The 15164-nt window shown below is 73.7% G+C and carries 15 protein-coding genes; 8 read left to right on the plus strand and 7 right to left on the minus strand.

The features are described 5' to 3' along the window. Positions 1-51 precede the first annotated feature (51 nt). The 6 genes from ACIQVI_RS05335 to ACIQVI_RS05360 all read left to right on the plus strand — a co-directional run bounded on the left by ACIQVI_RS05335 (position 52) and on the right by ACIQVI_RS05360 (position 5610). Entirely contained in the window at positions 52-1668 is a 1617-nt protein-coding gene (locus ACIQVI_RS05335; RefSeq protein ID WP_403591295.1) for an ABC transporter substrate-binding protein, read from the plus strand. Beyond that, positions 1665-2657 (plus strand): ABC transporter permease, encoded by a 993-nt coding sequence (locus ACIQVI_RS05340; protein WP_383407401.1) that lies wholly within the window; start codon positions 1665-1667, stop codon positions 2655-2657. The genes ACIQVI_RS05335 and ACIQVI_RS05340 overlap by 4 nt, the downstream gene beginning before the upstream one ends. Continuing rightward, entirely contained in the window at positions 2650-3486 is an 837-nt protein-coding gene (locus ACIQVI_RS05345; protein WP_351972814.1) for an ABC transporter permease, read from the plus strand. Before ACIQVI_RS05340 ends, ACIQVI_RS05345 begins: the two co-directional genes overlap by 8 nt. A gap of 38 nt (positions 3487-3524) precedes the next feature. Further along, positions 3525-4553, plus strand: coding sequence for an ABC transporter ATP-binding protein (locus tag ACIQVI_RS05350; protein WP_403592273.1), 1029 nt, complete (start codon positions 3525-3527; stop codon positions 4551-4553). Further along, the gene (locus tag ACIQVI_RS05355) at positions 4546-5217 is read left to right on the plus strand and encodes an ABC transporter ATP-binding protein (protein WP_403591299.1); all 672 of its coding nucleotides are present in this window, start codon (positions 4546-4548) and stop codon (positions 5215-5217) included. The genes ACIQVI_RS05350 and ACIQVI_RS05355 overlap by 8 nt, the downstream gene beginning before the upstream one ends. Before the next feature lie 198 nt (positions 5218-5415). Further along, positions 5416-5610 carry a hypothetical protein gene (locus ACIQVI_RS05360; RefSeq protein WP_351972816.1) on the plus strand — a complete coding sequence of 65 codons (195 nt, stop codon included), beginning with the start codon at positions 5416-5418 and terminating at the stop codon, positions 5608-5610. 19 nt (positions 5611-5629) lie between these two features. On the opposite strand, the gene ACIQVI_RS05365 is transcribed toward ACIQVI_RS05360, so the two are convergent. The 4 genes from ACIQVI_RS05365 to ACIQVI_RS05380 form a co-directional block, all read right to left on the minus strand. Next, positions 5630-6424: a VOC family protein gene (locus ACIQVI_RS05365; RefSeq protein ID WP_403591302.1), complete on the minus strand. Its 795-nt coding sequence runs from the start codon at positions 6422-6424 to the stop codon at positions 5630-5632. Between the two features lie 122 nt (positions 6425-6546). Next, positions 6547-7047, minus strand: a complete 501-nt coding sequence (locus ACIQVI_RS05370; RefSeq protein ID WP_403591305.1) for an NUDIX hydrolase — start codon at positions 7045-7047, stop codon at positions 6547-6549. 24 nt (positions 7048-7071) lie between these two features. Then, a complete protein-coding gene (locus ACIQVI_RS05375) occupies positions 7072-8013 on the minus strand; it encodes a universal stress protein (RefSeq protein WP_403591308.1) in 942 nt (313 codons plus the stop codon). 105 nt (positions 8014-8118) lie between these two features. Further along, positions 8119-8517, minus strand: coding sequence for a DUF5997 family protein (locus ACIQVI_RS05380; protein WP_351972820.1), 399 nt, complete (start codon positions 8515-8517; stop codon positions 8119-8121). Between the two features lie 63 nt (positions 8518-8580). Here ACIQVI_RS05380 and ACIQVI_RS05385 point away from each other — a divergent pair, with 63 nt between their 5' ends. Together ACIQVI_RS05385 and ACIQVI_RS05390 are read left to right on the plus strand one after the other, a co-directional pair. Next, positions 8581-9417 carry a LysR family substrate-binding domain-containing protein gene (locus ACIQVI_RS05385; protein ID WP_403591312.1) on the plus strand — a complete coding sequence of 279 codons (837 nt, stop codon included), beginning with the start codon at positions 8581-8583 and terminating at the stop codon, positions 9415-9417. Positions 9418-9570: 153 nt separating this feature from the next. Continuing rightward, positions 9571-10149 (plus strand): Type-2Aa cytolytic delta-endotoxin, encoded by a 579-nt coding sequence (locus tag ACIQVI_RS05390; protein WP_403591315.1) that lies wholly within the window; start codon positions 9571-9573, stop codon positions 10147-10149. A 96-nt stretch (positions 10150-10245) separates the two neighbouring features. On the opposite strand, the gene ACIQVI_RS05395 is transcribed toward ACIQVI_RS05390, so the two are convergent. The 3 genes from ACIQVI_RS05395 to ACIQVI_RS05405 all read right to left on the minus strand — a co-directional run bounded on the left by ACIQVI_RS05395 (position 10246) and on the right by ACIQVI_RS05405 (position 14996). After that, complete coding sequence (locus tag ACIQVI_RS05395) at positions 10246-11904, minus strand: FAD-dependent oxidoreductase (protein ID WP_403591317.1); 1659 nt, start codon at positions 11902-11904, stop codon at positions 10246-10248. 64 nt (positions 11905-11968) lie between these two features. Then, a complete protein-coding gene (locus tag ACIQVI_RS05400) occupies positions 11969-12898 on the minus strand; it encodes a diiron oxygenase (RefSeq protein WP_403591320.1) in 930 nt (309 codons plus the stop codon). 220 nt (positions 12899-13118) lie between these two features. Next, a complete protein-coding gene (locus tag ACIQVI_RS05405) occupies positions 13119-14996 on the minus strand; it encodes a S8 family peptidase (protein WP_403591322.1) in 1878 nt (625 codons plus the stop codon). Between the last annotated feature and the right edge of the window lie 168 nt (positions 14997-15164).

Here is a 15164-nt window from a genome sequence, read left to right on the forward strand (position 1 = left end):
ATTGCAACCTGTTGGCAAAAACAGTTGATCTTCAAAAGGGGTACGGACACGATGACCGCCCGATCCATCCGCAACGCGGCGGCCACGGTACTGGCGGGTTCCCTCGCCCTCACCGCCGCGGCCTGCACGAACCCCGGCTCCACCGCCGACGGCACCGGCGGGCCCAAGGATTCCGCGGTCGTCGGCATCGCCTACGAGCCCGACAGCCTCAGCCCCCTCCTCGGCTACGGCAAGGACGGCAACTCGAAGATATTCGACGGCCTCCTCGCCTTCGACGCCGACATGAAGCTGAAGCCCGCCCTCGCCCGCGAACTGCCCCACGTCAGCGACGGCGGCCTCACCTACACCTACAACCTCCGCGACAACGTGGCCTTCAGCGACGGCGCCCCCTTCACCGCGAAGGACGTCGTCTTCACGTACCGGACGATCCTCGACCCGAAGACGAACAACCCCTCCCGCACCGAGCTCGACGCGCTCAAGAGCGTCGAGGCGGTCGGCGACGACACCGTCGTCTTCCGGCTCAAGTACCCCTACGCGCCCTTCGCCGAGCGCACCGTCCACGCCATCGCCCCCGAGCACGTCGCCGCGAAGCAGGACGTCAACACCGGCCCCTTCACCACCGAGCCGATCGGCACCGGACCGTACGTCCTCACCGGCTGGTCCAAGGGCGAGAAGCTCACCTTCCGGGCCAACCCCGCCTACTGGAACGGCGCGCCGCTGGTGAAGAAGTTCACCATGGCGATCATCAAGGACGACGACGTCCGCGCCACCCGGCTGCGCGCGGGCGACCTCGACGGCGCCATCCTGCCGCCCAACCTCGCCGCCGGCTTCAAGACCGACAAGGGCAAGAAGACCTGGGCGGCGAAGACCTACGACTACCGCACGGTCACCCTCCCCACCCACCACCGGGTGACCGGAGACACCGCCGTCCGCCGCGCCCTCGACCTCGCCGTCGACCGCGAAGCCATGGTCGACAAGATCCTCGAAGGCGCCGGAAAGCCCGCCTACGGGCCCGTCCCCACCGGCAGCCCCTGGTTCACCGAGGGCACCGAGCGCCGCCACGACCTCGCCGGGGCGCAGAAGATCCTCGACGAGGCCGGCTGGAAGCCCGGCCCCGACGGCGTCCGCGTCAAGGACGGCGTCCGCGCCGCCTTCCCGCTCTGGTACCTCTCCGGCGACAAGCTCCGCCAGGACCACGCCCTCGCCTACGCCTCCGACGCCAAGAAGGCCGGCATCGACATCACCACCCAGGCCGGCACCTGGGAGGTCATCGAGCCCCGGATGAAGACCGACGCGGTCCTCGCCGGCGGCGGCTCGCCCGGCGACCCCGACTTCGACCAGTACCTCCTCCTGAAGTCCTCCCTCGGCGGCGACGGCTTCAACAACATGGCCTGGTACGACAACAAGACCGTCGACAAGGCCCTGGAGGACGGCCGCCGCACCGACGACCCCGCCAAGCGGCACGCCGCGTACGACACCGTCCAGCGCGAACTGGTGAAGAACCCCGGCTACACCTTCCTCACCCACATCGACCACCTCTACGTCGTGAACGACTCATGGGACGGCCTGAGCACCCAGACCGAGCCGCACGACCACGGCCTCGCCGCCGGCCCCTGGTGGAACGTCGAGACCTGGAAGCCCAAGGGCGCCGGAGCGGCGCAGAAGTGAAGCGCCGCCTCCCCTGGGGGGCCATGGCGCGGATGACGGGACGGCGCGCCCTGGCCGCCGTCCCCGTCCTCCTCGGCGTCACCCTCGCGGTGTTCGCCGTCGCCGAGGCCTCCCCGTTCGACCCCGTCAAGGCCTACGCCGGCACCGCCGGGCTCACCGCCTCGCAGGAGAACCTCGACCAGCTCCGCGCCAACCTCGGCGTCGACCGGCCCCTCCTCACCCGCTGGTGGGACTGGCTCACCGCCGCCCTCACCGGCGACTTCGGCGACTCCGCCGTCATGCGCCGGCCCGTCGCCGAGGTCGTCACCGAGCGCCTGGGCTGGTCCGTCCTGCTCGCCGCCACCGCCTTCGCCGTGGCCATCGCGCTCGGCACCCTCCTCGGCGTCCTCGCCGGACGCCGCCGCGGCGGCCTCCTCGACCGGGCCGTCAGCTCCGCCGCGTACACCCTGGAAGCCGCCCCCGCCTTCTGGCTCGGCCTCCTCGCCATCTGGTTCTTCGCCCTGAAGCTGGGCGTCCTGCCCGCCGGCGGCCTCACCGACACCGCGAGCGACACCGTCACCTTCGACCAGGTCGCCCGCCACCTCGTGCTGCCCGCCCTCGTCCTCGGCGTCTCCCAGCTCCCGTGGTTCTTCCTGTACGTCCGCCAGGGCGTCGGCGACGCCCTCGACGAGGACCCCGTGCGCGGCGCCCGCGCCCGCGGCCTGCGCGAGCGGACCGTCCTCACCGGCCACGCCCTCCGCTCCGGAATGCTGCCCATGCTCACCCTCGTCGGCTCCCGCGTCCCCGAACTGATCACCGGCGCCCTGCTCGTGGAGACCGTCTTCAGCTGGCCCGGCATCGCCGCCGCCACCGTCACGGCCGCCACCTCCGTGGACTTCCCGCTGCTCGCCGCGCTCACCGTCCTCGCCACCGCCGCCGTCCTCCTCGGCAACCTCCTCTCCGACCTGCTGTACGGACTGGCCGACCCGAGGGTGGGCTTCGATGGCTGACCCGCGCACCCACCGGATCCGGTTCTGGACCTCCGCCGTCACCGTCGCGGCCGTCCTCCTCGCCGTGCTGCTCGTGCCGCCGCTCGTCCAGCTCGACGAACAGGCCGTCGACCTCTCCCGCAAGCTCCTGCCGCCGTCCTGGGACCACCCCTTCGGCACCGACGACCTCGGCCGCGACCTCCTCCTGCGCTGCGTCTACGGCCTGCGGGTCTCGCTCCTCGTCGGACTCGTCGCCGCGCTCGTCGCCACCGTCATCGGCACCACCGTCGGAGCCGCCGCCGGCGCGCTCGGCGGCTGGGCCGACCGCACCCTCATGCGGCTCGTCGACGCCTTCTCCTCCGTGCCGCACCTGCTGCTCGGCATCTTCGTCGTCGCCCTCTTCCGGCCCGGCGTCTGGCCCGTCATCGTCTCCGTGGCCGTCACCCACTGGCTCTCCACCGCCCGGATCGTGCGCTCCGAGGTCCTCTCGCTGCGCACCCGGCCCTTCGTGGACGCCGCCGTCTCCGGCGGCGCGGGACGGTGGCGCGTCGCCGTCCGGCACCTGCTGCCCGCCGTCCTGCCGCAGGCCGGACTCGCCGCCGTCCTGATGGTCCCGCACGCCATGTGGCACGAGTCCGCGCTGTCCTTCCTCGGCCTCGGCCTCCCCAGCCACCAGGCCAGCCTCGGCAACCTGGTGCAGAACGCCCGCTCCTCGCTCCTCGCCGGGTACTGGTGGCCCACCCTCTTCCCCGGCCTCCTCCTCATCGTGCCGACCCTCGCCATCGCCGGACTCGCGGGCGTGTGGCGCGACCGGCTCAACCCGCGCCGCCGATCGGAGCTGATGCTGTGACCGCCCCGAACGCCTCCCGGGCTCCCGGGGACAAGCTCCTGCGCGCGCTCGACGCCGTCACCGCCGAGCGGGCCGAGGACGCCGTCCTCAGCGTCCGGGGCCTCACCGTCCGCTTCCGGCTGCGCGGCGGCCGCACCGTCGACGCCGTCAGCGACGCCGACTTCGACCTCGCGGCGGGGGAGTGCCTCGCCCTCGTCGGCGAGAGCGGCTGCGGCAAGTCCGTCCTCGCCTCCGCCCTCCTCGGCCTGCTCCCGGGCAACGCCGAGACCTCCGGCACGGCCCTGCTCGCGGGCCCCGACGGCCAACACGGCACGGGCGGGGAGACCACGGACGGCGGGAGCGCCGTCGACCTGCTCGCCGCCGACGAGAAGACCCTCGCCCGCACCGTACGGGGCCGCCGCGTCGGCCTCGTACCGCAGAGCCCCGCCGCCCACCTCACCCCCGTCCGCACCGTACGGTCCCACCTGGAGGAGACCGTCCGGGCCCTCACCGGCACCGCCCGCCGCGCCCGGCGCGGGGCCGCCGAGGAAGCCGCCGGGCGGACCGCCTTCCCCGCCGACCACCTCGACCGCCACCCGCACGAGCTCTCCGGCGGCCTCGCCCAGCGCGCCGCCACCGCCCTCGCCCTCATCGGCGACGCCCGGCTGCTGCTCGCCGACGAACCCACCACCGGCCTCGACCGCGACCTCGTCGACCGCACCGTGGACGAGCTGCGCCGCCACGCCGACGACGGCCGCGCCCTGCTCCTCATCACCCACGACCTGGCCGCTGCCGAGCGGATCGCGGACCGCGTCGCCGTCATGTACGCGGGCCGGATCGTCGAGATCGCCCCCGCCCACCGCTTCTTCGGCCCCGTCGGCCCCCGCCACCCCTACGCCCGTGGCCTGCTCGACGCCCTCCCCGACCGGGCCTTCGCCCCGATCCCCGGAATGCCCCCGGAACTCACCGACCTGCCCGGCGGCTGCGCCTTCGCCCCGCGCTGCCCGCGCGCCACCGACCTCTGCGCCACCCGCCCCGAGCCCACGGCCGGGGTGGCCTGCCACCACCCGGAGCACCCCCGTGCTTGAACTCGACGCCGTCACCGCCGGCTACGACCGCCGCGCCCCCGTCTTCCGGGGCGCCTCCCTCACCGTCGCCCCCGGCGCCTCCGTCGGCCTCCTCGGCCCCAGCGGCTGCGGCAAGTCCACCCTCGCCCGGGTCGCCGCCCTCCTCCACCGCCCCGACGCGGGCCGGCTCGTCCTGGACGGCACCGAGGTGCGGGCCTGGCGCCACCGCGCCCCGCGCGCGCTGCGCACCGCCGTCGGCGTCGTCTTCCAGCAGCCCCGCACCGCCGCCGACCCCCGGCTCACCCTCGCGGACCTCGTGGTCGAGCCGCTGCGTGCCACCGGCCGCCGCGCCGAGGCCCCCGCACGCCTGGCCGAGCTGGCCCCGGCCGTCGGCCTCACCCCCGACCTGCTCGTCCGCCGCCCCCACGAGGTCAGCGACGGACAGCTCCAGCGCGCCTGCCTCGCCCGCGCCCTGACCCTGCGCCCCCGCTGGCTGATCTGCGACGAGATGACCGCCATGCTCGACGCCTCCACCACGGCCGCCCTGGTCGCCGCCGTCGAGGCCTACCGCGCGGAGACCGGCGCGGGCCTCCTCGCCGTCGGCCACGACCGGGTCCTCCTGAACCGCTGGTGCGACCGCACGGTCGACTGGGCGGACTGCCTGCCCGCCGGGAAGAACCCCTGACCCGACCGTCCCGTGGTCCCGTCGACGGACCGGGCGCCGACCCGGGATCACGGAAGCCCCCGGCCGCCCGCGCCGACCCGCCCGGCGGGATCTCACCCGGATGGCCGCCCCGCCATACGCCCGGACGGAGCGCGCATTCCGCCACACTGTCCGCCGAAAGCCGCAATTCCGGTGCGGCGTCGGAGGGACGTGAAGGCGATGGCCGTTTCCATTTCTGTGGTGCTGCTCCTGCTGATCCTGGCCGTGATCTTCCTGCGGAACGGCGGTCTGAAGCTCTCGCACGCGATCGTCTGCGCCCTGCTCGGCTTCTTCCTCGCCGGGACCAGCATGGCGCCCACCATCCACGAGGGCGTCGCCGCCACCGCCGACGTGGTCTCCGGCCTCAAGCCGTGACCCCCGGGCGCGGGGCGGCTCACTCCATCTCGGGCATCTCGCCCACCGTGGTCCTCATGTCGATCACGGCGAAGGCGGCCCCCTGCGGGTCCAGGATCGCCGCGAACCGGCCGAACGGGCTGTCCATCGGCCCGAAGACCTTCCGCCCGGAGAGCCGCTCCGCCGCCTCGACGGCCTTGTCGCAGTTGTCGACGGCGAAGTAGACCTGGATGTACGAGGGGACCTCCGGCGGGAAGTCGTCGGTCATCGTCATCCGCCCGAGGACGGGGTCGCCCCCCAGGTCGAAGACCCGGTAGTCCACCTCCTCGTCCTTGATCCTCTTCGAGCCGTAGCCGAAGACGGACGTGAAGAAGGCGTCGGACTTCTCCGGCTCCCGGGTGAACACCTCCGCCCAGGCGTACGAGCCGGTCTCGCCCTCCAGCTCGAAGCCCTGGTGCGCGCCCGGCTGCCAGACGCCGAACACGACGCCCGCCGGGTCCCGGGCGAGGCACATCGTCCCGGAGTCGCCGATCCGCATCGGCTCCATCAGGACGGTGCCGCCCGCGGTCCTGATCCGCTCCGCCGTGGCGGCGGCGTCCGACGAGGAGAAGTAGAGACACCAGGCCGACTGCGGCGGGGTGTCCTGCCCCGGCATCGGCGGGACGACGGCCGCGACCGCCTTCCCGTTCTTGTAGGCCTGGGTGTAGTCGCCGAACTCCGTGGAGGCCTCGGCGAAGGTCCAGCCGAGCACGTCGTCGTAGAACGTCTTGGCGCCCTCGGCGTCGGTGAACATCGCGTCGGTCCAGATCGGCGTGCCCTCGGGTCGTGCGGCCATGACGGTGACTCTTTTCCGCTCGATGACGTGCTTCCTGTGAGCCACGCTAGTCAGGGCCGCCGCACCCCGCTCGGCGACGCCGGACGGCCGGTGCCGGCCCGTACGCCCCGGCCGGGGCCCCGTCAGCCCGGCAGCCGGTCCATCGCGTACCGGTGGAACGGACCGTCGGGGATCGGTAGGTCGGGCCGCCACATCCGCAGCACCTGGGCCGACGGCAGGAACAGCGCCTCCGGCAGCCGGTCCGGGTCCGTCCACTCCCAGCGCTCGATCTTGTCGGGCTCGGTCACGGCCGGCGTCCCGCCGAAGGCGCCCACCGCCGTGGCCACCGTCACCCGGGTCAGCCGCGCGGAGGTGACCGAGTCCAGGATCAGCCCGAGGACCTCCACGTCGGCCGCGTCCGCGACGAGCGCCGTCTCCTCGGCCAGCTCGCGGACCGCCGCGGCCTCCACGGACTCGCCCGGCTCGACCTTGCCGCCCGGCAGCTCCCACACCCCGGAGCGGTGCAGGCCGAGGAGGACCCGGCCGGAGCCGTCGGTCACGACGACCCCCGCGCCGAGGGAGGCGTGGGCGGGGGGAGGCTGGACGTTGCGCGGGGCCGCGGCGGCGTGCTCGGAGGGGGGCATGGCCCCTCTTCTACCAGTCCCGCCTCATCCGGCGGGGGCCGGGGGGACCACCGCCACCGGGCAGTGGGCCTCGTGCAGCACGGCGTGGGCGACGGACCCGACGAGCAGCGAGCCGAAGCGGTGCCGGTGGTGCCGCCCCACGACCACCAGGCCCGCGTCCCGCGAGCCCTCCACCAGACGCCCCGCCGCGTCCCCCGGCACCACCACCGGGCGCAGCTCCACGCCCGGCCACCGCGCGGCGAAGGGCCGCAGGCGCTCCTCCTGCTCCCGCTCCGCTCCCCGTACGAGCTCTTCGGCGTCGTCCGCCAGGGGCAGCGGGGGCGGCACCTGGAGCGCCGGGGACGGCGCGGCGAGCAGGGCGCCCTGCGGCGGGGGCAGCCGGAACGCGGTCACGGCCTCCAGGGGCACGCCCCGGTGGTGCGCCTCCTCGAAGGCGAAGGCCGGCACCTCGTCCGGGGTCTCCTCCGGATGCAGGCCCAGGAGCACCCGACCCGCCCCCGTCCCGCCCTCCGGGACGGCCGTACGGGCCTCGTGGGGGACGACGACGAGCGGGCAGGGCGCGCTCGCGGCCAGGGTGCGGCTCGTCGAGCCGAGCAGCAGGCTCGTGAAGCCGCCGCGGCCCCGGGAGCCGGTCACCAGGAGGCGGGCGCCCCGGGCGACCGCCGCCAGGGCGTCGGTCACGGACCCGTCGAGGGACTCGTACCGCACGGGGACGCGGGGGCCGCGCCGCTCCATTTCGGCCGCCACGCCGTTCAGCACGGTGTCGGGAAGCTCCGGGACCACGCCCTGGGACTCGACGCGGGCGGCGCCGAGCTGGAGGCCCTCGGGGCGGACGTGGGCCACGACCAGCGGGGAGCCGGTGCCCTCCGCGGTGCTCAGGGCCCATTCCAGGGCCCGCAGGCCGTGCTCGGACCCGTCCACGCCGACGACGACCGGCGGCCGGTGCGCGGGGTTCGTGTCACTCATGAGGGGATGCCTCCCTCACCGGCCCCCGCGCCACACCGGTCCGGCCCGGTCGTGACCGGGCCGGAGGAGGGAGAAAAGAAGGAGAGGACGAGCGCGGGGGAGCGGTCAGGCCTCCTGCGCGCGGCGCGCCCGCTCCGCGTCGCGCTCCTTGATGCGGACGGTCTCCTTGCGGACCTCCGCCTGGGTGGCCCGCTCCTTCTGGAGCCACTCCGGGGACTCCTGCTTGAGCGCGTCGATCTGCTCCGTGGTGAGGGGCTCGGTGATGCCGCCGCGCGCGAGACCGGCGATGGAGACGCCCAGCTTCGACGCGACCACCGGGCGGGGGTGCGGGCCGTTCTTCCGGAGCTCCTGGAGCCAGGCGGGCGGGTTCGCCTGGAGCTCGTTCAGCTCGGTGCGCGAGACGACACCCTCCTGGAACTCCGCGGGGGTGGCCTCGAGGTACACACCCAGCTTCTTCGCCGCGGTCGCGGGCTTCATCGTCTGGGTGTTCTGGTGCGACGTCATGGGACCAGGGTATCGAGCATGTGGACGGACTCCGACCACGGCGGCTACCGGTAACCTGGCGGAGTGACAGGCACGGACGCTTCCTCCTCGGACCCCCTCCCGGACTCTCCCTCCGGCTCCTCCCCGGAGACCCCCTCGTTCCGGCTCGCGTACGTGCCGGGCGTGACCCCTTCGAAGTGGGTGCGGATCTGGAACGAGCGCCTGCCCGACGTACCGCTCACCCTCCACGCCGTGACCCCGGCCGAGGCCTTCGGCGCGCTCCGGGAGGGCGCGGCGGACGCGGGCCTCGTCCGGCTGCCCGTCGACGGGGACGACCTCAGCGCGATCCCGCTCTACACGGAGACGACGGTCGTCGTGGTCCCCAAGGACCATCTGTTCGCGGAGGTCGAGGAGGTGTCGGCGGAGGACCTCGCCGACGAGCTCGTGCTGCACCCCCTCGACGACACCCTCGGCTGGGAGCGCCCGCCGGGCCGTCCGGCGTTCGAGCGCCCGGCGACCACCGCCGACGCGGTCGAACTCGTCGCGGCCGGGGTCGGCCTGCTCGCCGTCCCCCAGTCGCTCGCCCGGCTGCACCACCGCAAGGACCTCACCTACCGGACGCTCAACGAGGTCCCGCAGTCCCGCGTCGCCCTGTCGTGGCCGGCCGCCGACGAGGCCCCCGACCTGGTGGAGGAGTTCATCGGCATCGTGCGCGGCCGGACGGTGAACAGCACCCGGGGCCGCCGCGCGGAGGAGCGCAAGGGCCAGAAGGAGCAGAAGCCCGCCAAGTCCGGGAAGCCGGCCAAGTCCGGCAAGCCCGGGGCCGGTTCCCGTACGGCGGGACGGCCCGCGGCCCGCAAGGGCGGCACCGGGGGCTCCGCGCGCGGCGGCCGGAGCGGGAAGCCGCGCCGCAGGTCCTGAGCCCCGTCCGGGCCGGTGCGTCCGTACGCCGGACACGTCCCGCCCGCCCGGGGCCCGCTCGGCATACTGACCCCTCCTGATCACCGGGATCGCAGAGATCACGGTGATCGCACGGATTCACGCGGATTCACGCGGATTCACACAGGAGGAGCTTTGGCCGCCAGTTTCAGGACCGTCGTCGAGGTGGGTCCCGACCACCTCGACCAGGCCCGGTCCATCGACCGGGTGTTCCAGGAGGCGATCGCCCCGGCGACCGTCAACTTCGACTTCGAGGCGATACGGGAGGCGGCCGCCGCCGTCCCGGACAGCAGCGTGGTGCGGATGGTCAGGGGCTGGGGGCTCCAGGAGCACGCCCCCGTCCTGGTCATGGTCCTCTCCCTCAAGGAGGCCGTCCGGCAGGCGCTCCCGCCCGAGTGCGCGGACGCCGGCTTCTGGGCCACCGTCGAGCGGGAGCTCGTCGCGGCCTTCACGGGCCTCGCCGCCCAGGAGGGGCAGCCCGGCCTCTCCTTCTACGAGGAGACCGGGGAGCGCACCCGCTTCTACCGGGACCTGTTCTTCGCCCTCCAGGACGAGGAGACCGGGGAGCACATGTACGCCCTGGCCTTCTGCGTGGACGTGACCGTCGAGCTGCCGAAGGCGCGGGCCGTCGCGCTCGACCTGACGGACGTCGTGCCCTTCGCGGTGCGGCTGAACGCGATCGTGATCCGCCAGACCCTGGACCTCGTGGCCTGACGGACCGCCCCGGCACACCCCCGTGCCACCGGGGCGTCCACCGGCCCGCCGTCCCGGGCCGGACCCCGTACCCGTACGGCTTTTTCGTTCCGCCGGTCAGACCGGCCGGCGCCAGCGGCTGCCCCGCGCCGCCGCGACCAGCTCCGGCACCGTGGCGAGCTTGACCCGGGGGCGGCCCGCGTCCCGGCCCCGCGCCCGCTCGGTCCGGTCGATGGCCGCGAGACCGCGCGCGTCGACGAGCCCCTTGCTGCGGCTCCTGGCCAGCCTGCGGAACTCCGCCGACGTGCCCGTCGGCTTCGGCAGCGCCCCCGCGACCGCGTCCGCGAGCAGCGTCCCGACCGTCTCCTCCGCGCACGCCCGGTTGGCCCCGATGCCGCCGGAGGGCCCGCGCTTGATCCAGCCCACGACGTAGCCGCCCGGCAGTCCGCCGATCCGCCCGCCCTCGTGCGGCACGGTGCCCGTCGCCTCGTCGAACGGCAGGCCCGGCAGCGCCACGCCCCGGTAGCCGACGGCCCGGACGAGCAGCCCCGCCCCGATCTCCGTACCGGACTCCGACCCGTCCTCGGTCACCCGGACCGCCCGCACCGCGTCGGTGCCGAGCGCCTCGACCGGCGCGGAGTGGAAGCGCAGCACGATCCGGCGCCGGTCCGGCGCGGGCGGCCGCGTCCAGTCCACCGCCTCCCGGGCCACGTCCCGGAGCAGCGCCGCCTTCTCCCCGGCCGCCGCCGCGCCGATCGCGGCGCCGGTGCGCGGGTCCCGGTCGTCGACGACCAGGTCCACGCCCGGGAGGTGCTTGAGGGCGAGGAGTTCGGAGGAGGTGTACGCGGCGTGCTCGGGACCCCGGCGGCCGAGCAGCACCACCTCGCGGACCCGGCTGCCGCTCAGGGCGGCGAGGGCGTGGTCGGCGATGTCCGTGCCCGCGAGGTCGGCCGGGTCCATGACGAGGACGCGGGCCACGTCGAGCGCCACGTTGCCGTTACCGACCACGACGACCCGCTCGGCGGAGAGCGGGACGGCGTCCGCGCCGGTCTCCGGGTGCGCGTTGTACCAGGAGACGACGGAGGTGGCGGAGACGCTGCCCGGCAGGTCCTCGCCGGGGACGCCGAGCCGGCGGTCGGCGGGCGCGCCCACCGCGTAGATCACCGCGTCGTGGTGGGCGGCCAGCTCCTCGGTGGTGACGTCCCGGCCGATCTCCACGCCGAGCCGCATCCGGACCCGGGGGTGGGAGTGGAAGCGGGCGAAGGTCTCCCCGGCGCCCTTGGTCGCCGGGTGGTCGGGCGCCACCCCGTACCGGACGAGTCCGCCGGCCACCGGCAGCCGGTCGATCAGCGTCACCTCGGCGTTGGTGTGCAGGAGCAGGTCCTCGGCGGCGTACATGCCGGCCGGTCCCGTGCCGACGACCGCGATCCGCAGCGGGGCGAAGTCGGACGGGAGCGAGCGCGGGAAGGAGGGCTCGTCCCAGGCGTGGAAGTTGGGCGAGGCCACGGCCGGGGCGGGCTCGCGGTCCGCGTAGTACTCCGCGTTGATCGCCTCGTACTCCCGCAGCCGCCCGGTGAGGCGGTCCGCCGGGAAGATCGCGTCGACCGGGCAGGCGTCGGCGCAGGCGCCGCAGTCGATGCAGCTCCTGGGGTCGATGTACAGCATCTCCGTGGTGCCGAAGTCCGGTTCCCCGGGCGCCGGGTGGATGCAGTTGACCGGGCAGACGGCGACGCAGGTCGCGTCGTTGCAGCAGGTCTGGGTGATCGCGTAGGTCATGTCGTCGACTCGGTTCGGGTGCGGGGGCCGGAGGCCGGGACGGGCGCGCGGTGCGGACGCGGGGTCAGATCAGGCTGGCGCGCTTGTAGATGAGGAGCGCGGGCCGGGTGAGCAGCCGGGCCGAGGCGAGGAACTCCATGAGCCCGGCGCAGCTGGAGCGCAGCTGGGACTTGTAGTGCTCGTTGGCCGCGGCCTCGCGGCGCGCCCGCTCCGGGTCGAGTCCGGCCTGCGCGTACACGTCGGGGCTGACCATGCTGGTGACGATGTAGTACGAGGCGATGGCGACGACCAGGGCGTGGAAGTGGCGGCGGGCCGTGCTCGCCCGTGCGAGGCGGCGGCGCGTCTCGTCCCGGGCGAACTTCATGTGCCGGGACTCCTCGACCACGTGGATGTTGCTGATGGTGCGCACGAAGGGGGCGACCCGCTCGTCGCGCATCCAGTCGCGCTGCATGACGTCGAGGACCTCCTCGGCGACGAGGATCGCGGCGTACGCGGCCTCGCCGAAGCCCACGGTCTTGAAGGCGCGGCCCAGTTCGAGCACCGCGCGGCGCGGCCGGTAGGCGGGGGCGCCGAGCTTCGCGGAGCCGCGGCCGAACATGATCGAGTGGCGGCACTCGTCCGCGATCTCGGTCAGGGCCCACTGGAAGCGGGGGTCGGTGGGGTCCTTCGCGTACATGTCCCGCAGCACCATCTGCTGGAGGATCATCTCGAACCAGATGCCGGTGCTGGCGACCGAGGCGGCCTCCTGCCGGGTCAGCTCCTTGCGCTGCTCCTCGGTCATCTCGTTCCAGTAGGCCGTGCCGTAGAGGCTGTTCCACTCGGGGCTCTGGCCGTGGAAGTTCTTGTCGAGGGGGGTGTTCCAGTCCACCTCGGCCGCGGGGTCGTACGAGAGCTTGGCGGCGGATCGGAGCAGCCGCTCGGCGACGTCCGCGTCCGAGACGTTCTCGTCCTCGGCTCCGTCGTGGCTGTCCGGGCGAACGGTGCTGCTTGCCATGGTGCGGCTCCTTGGGTCGCGATCGACGCGGAGCTTGTTAGACGTCCCGTCTAGCAAGCTTGTTAGACGGAACGTATAGCAAGGTGCCCGGGTAGGCCTACCCCTCGGTAAGGACTTGTTTCCGAAACCTTTCCGGCGCACGCGCGCGAACCCCCGCCGCGAACGCGCGAACGGGGCCGGAGCCGTGGCGGCTCCGGCCCCGTCAGGGGGTCGCGCGGTGTCAGAAGGTCAGGTTCCAGGCGTCGATCCTGCCCGAGTCCTGGCTCGCGTTGTCGTTCACGCGGAGCTTCCAGACCCCGTTCGCCACCTCGGACGAGGCGTTGACGGTGTAGGTCTGGACGATGTTGTCCGCGCTGCCGCCGGTCCGGTTGTGCAGCGTGTAGACGCTGCCGTCCGGGGCCACCAGGTCGACCTTCAGGTCACCGATGTAGGTGTGCTTGATGTCCACGCCCACCTTGAGGGCGGCCGGCGCGTTGCCGGTCACGCCGCTGACGGTGATCGGGCTCTCGACCGTGGTGTTGTCGGGGACCGTCACGTCCGTCAGGTTCTCGAAGTACTTCCCGGGCGGCGGGGTCGAGCCGCCGACGGCCTTCAGGGCGTCGACCGCGCCCTCGCCGAAGAAGCCGTTCTTGGTCGTGGTGCCCTTGCAGCGGGTGTCCGACGGGCAGGCCCGGTCGGTCGCCTGGACGCCCAGCTGGTCCCGGATCTGCGCCGGGGTGAAGGACGGGTTCACGCTCGCGATCAGCGCCGCGACGCCGGCCACGTGCGGGGACGCCATCGAGGTGCCGTTCAGGTTGCCGTACTTGCCGCCCGGGAGCGTCGAGTAGACGCCCGAGGAGCCGTCGCCGCCCGGGGCCGCGATGTCGATGACGCCGTTGCCGAAGTTCGAGTACGAGGCCTTGGCGCCGCCGTTGCCCTGCGCGGCGACGGTCACGACGCCGGGCAGCTCGGTCGGGATGTCGATGCAGGCGTTCGTGATGGTGCGGGTGACCGGGGTCGAGTCGTTGGGGCTCGCCGTGTCGGTCGTCTTGTTCGCCAGGTCGTAGTTGGAGTTGCCGGCGGCGGCGACCTGGAGCGAGCCCTTGCCCTCGGCGTACTCCTGCGCCCGGCGGACACCCTCGATGATGGCGGCCTGGTCCAGGTTGTCCGGGCAGTTGAACTGCCACGGGTCCGTGTAGTAGCTGTTGTTGGTGACCTTGAAGCCGTGGTCGCCGGCCCACACGAAGCCGCAGATCGTGTTCTCCGCGAAGAACAGCGTGCTGCCCGGCTCCGCGATGCGGACCGAGGAGATCTTCACGCCCGGTGCGACGCCGATGACGCCCTTGCCGTTCTTGGCGGCCGCGATCGTGCCCGCGACGTGCGTGCCGTGGGTGTCGACGTCCCGCCAGGCGCCCGCCCGCGCGTCCGCCTTGCCGTAGGCGCAGGAGGCCGAGTCGGCGGCGTTGAAGTTGGGCGCGATGTCCTGGTGCTGGTCGTCCACGCCGGTGTCCAGGACGCCGACCTTCACCGACGCCGAACCGGTGGTGACCGCCCAGGCCTGGTCGGCCTTGATCTGGGTCATGTCCCAGCGGTTGGACTCGGTGAGCGTGGTCGTCGACTGCGACGGGTTGGCCGGGAGCGCCGGGTTGTAGGCGTCGGCCGGGACGTCGGACGTACGGGTCGCGCCGACCTGCTGGACGCCGGAGACCGTGCGCATCGAGGCGGCGAACGACGCGGACGTCGAGTGCGCCACGATCACGCCGATCGCGTCGTAGGTCGCGAAGACCGAACCGCCCTTGGTCGCCACGGCGCCGGTCACGGCGGAGGTGCCGCCGGGGGCCGTGATCACCAGGTACGCGCGCGTGCCCGCGGCCCAGGCGGCCGGAGCGGCGGCGGGAGCCGCCTTCGCGGTGGCGGCCTTGCCCGCGGTGGTGGCCGCGCCCGTGGTGGTGGCCGTGCTCGCCCCCGTCGAACGGGCCGCGACGGGCGCGGTGTCCGACGTTGCTGCGTGGGCGAGTCCGGCGGGGGTGGCGAGCGCCACGATCGTGCCGAGGGCCGCGACGGATATGGCCGAGGTTCTCGACCGGCCGGCCGTACGGCCGGATATGAGGGAAAACATTGCGTCCTCCGATGGCCCGGTGGCGCCTGAGGCGCTTGCCGGGCCCTGTGATGTGTGGGGTGGACGCAAGATCCCAGAATCGCCCTCCGGAAGGAAGTGTTCTGTCCGAGAAGCCCGTTCGCGTTACGCACTTTTGATCGAACAGCGTCAAGACGACGAAATTTCCCG

The sequence above is a fragment of the Streptomyces sp. NPDC098101 genome (genome assembly GCF_044760185.1).
Classification (GTDB): domain Bacteria; phylum Actinomycetota; class Actinomycetes; order Streptomycetales; family Streptomycetaceae; genus Streptomyces.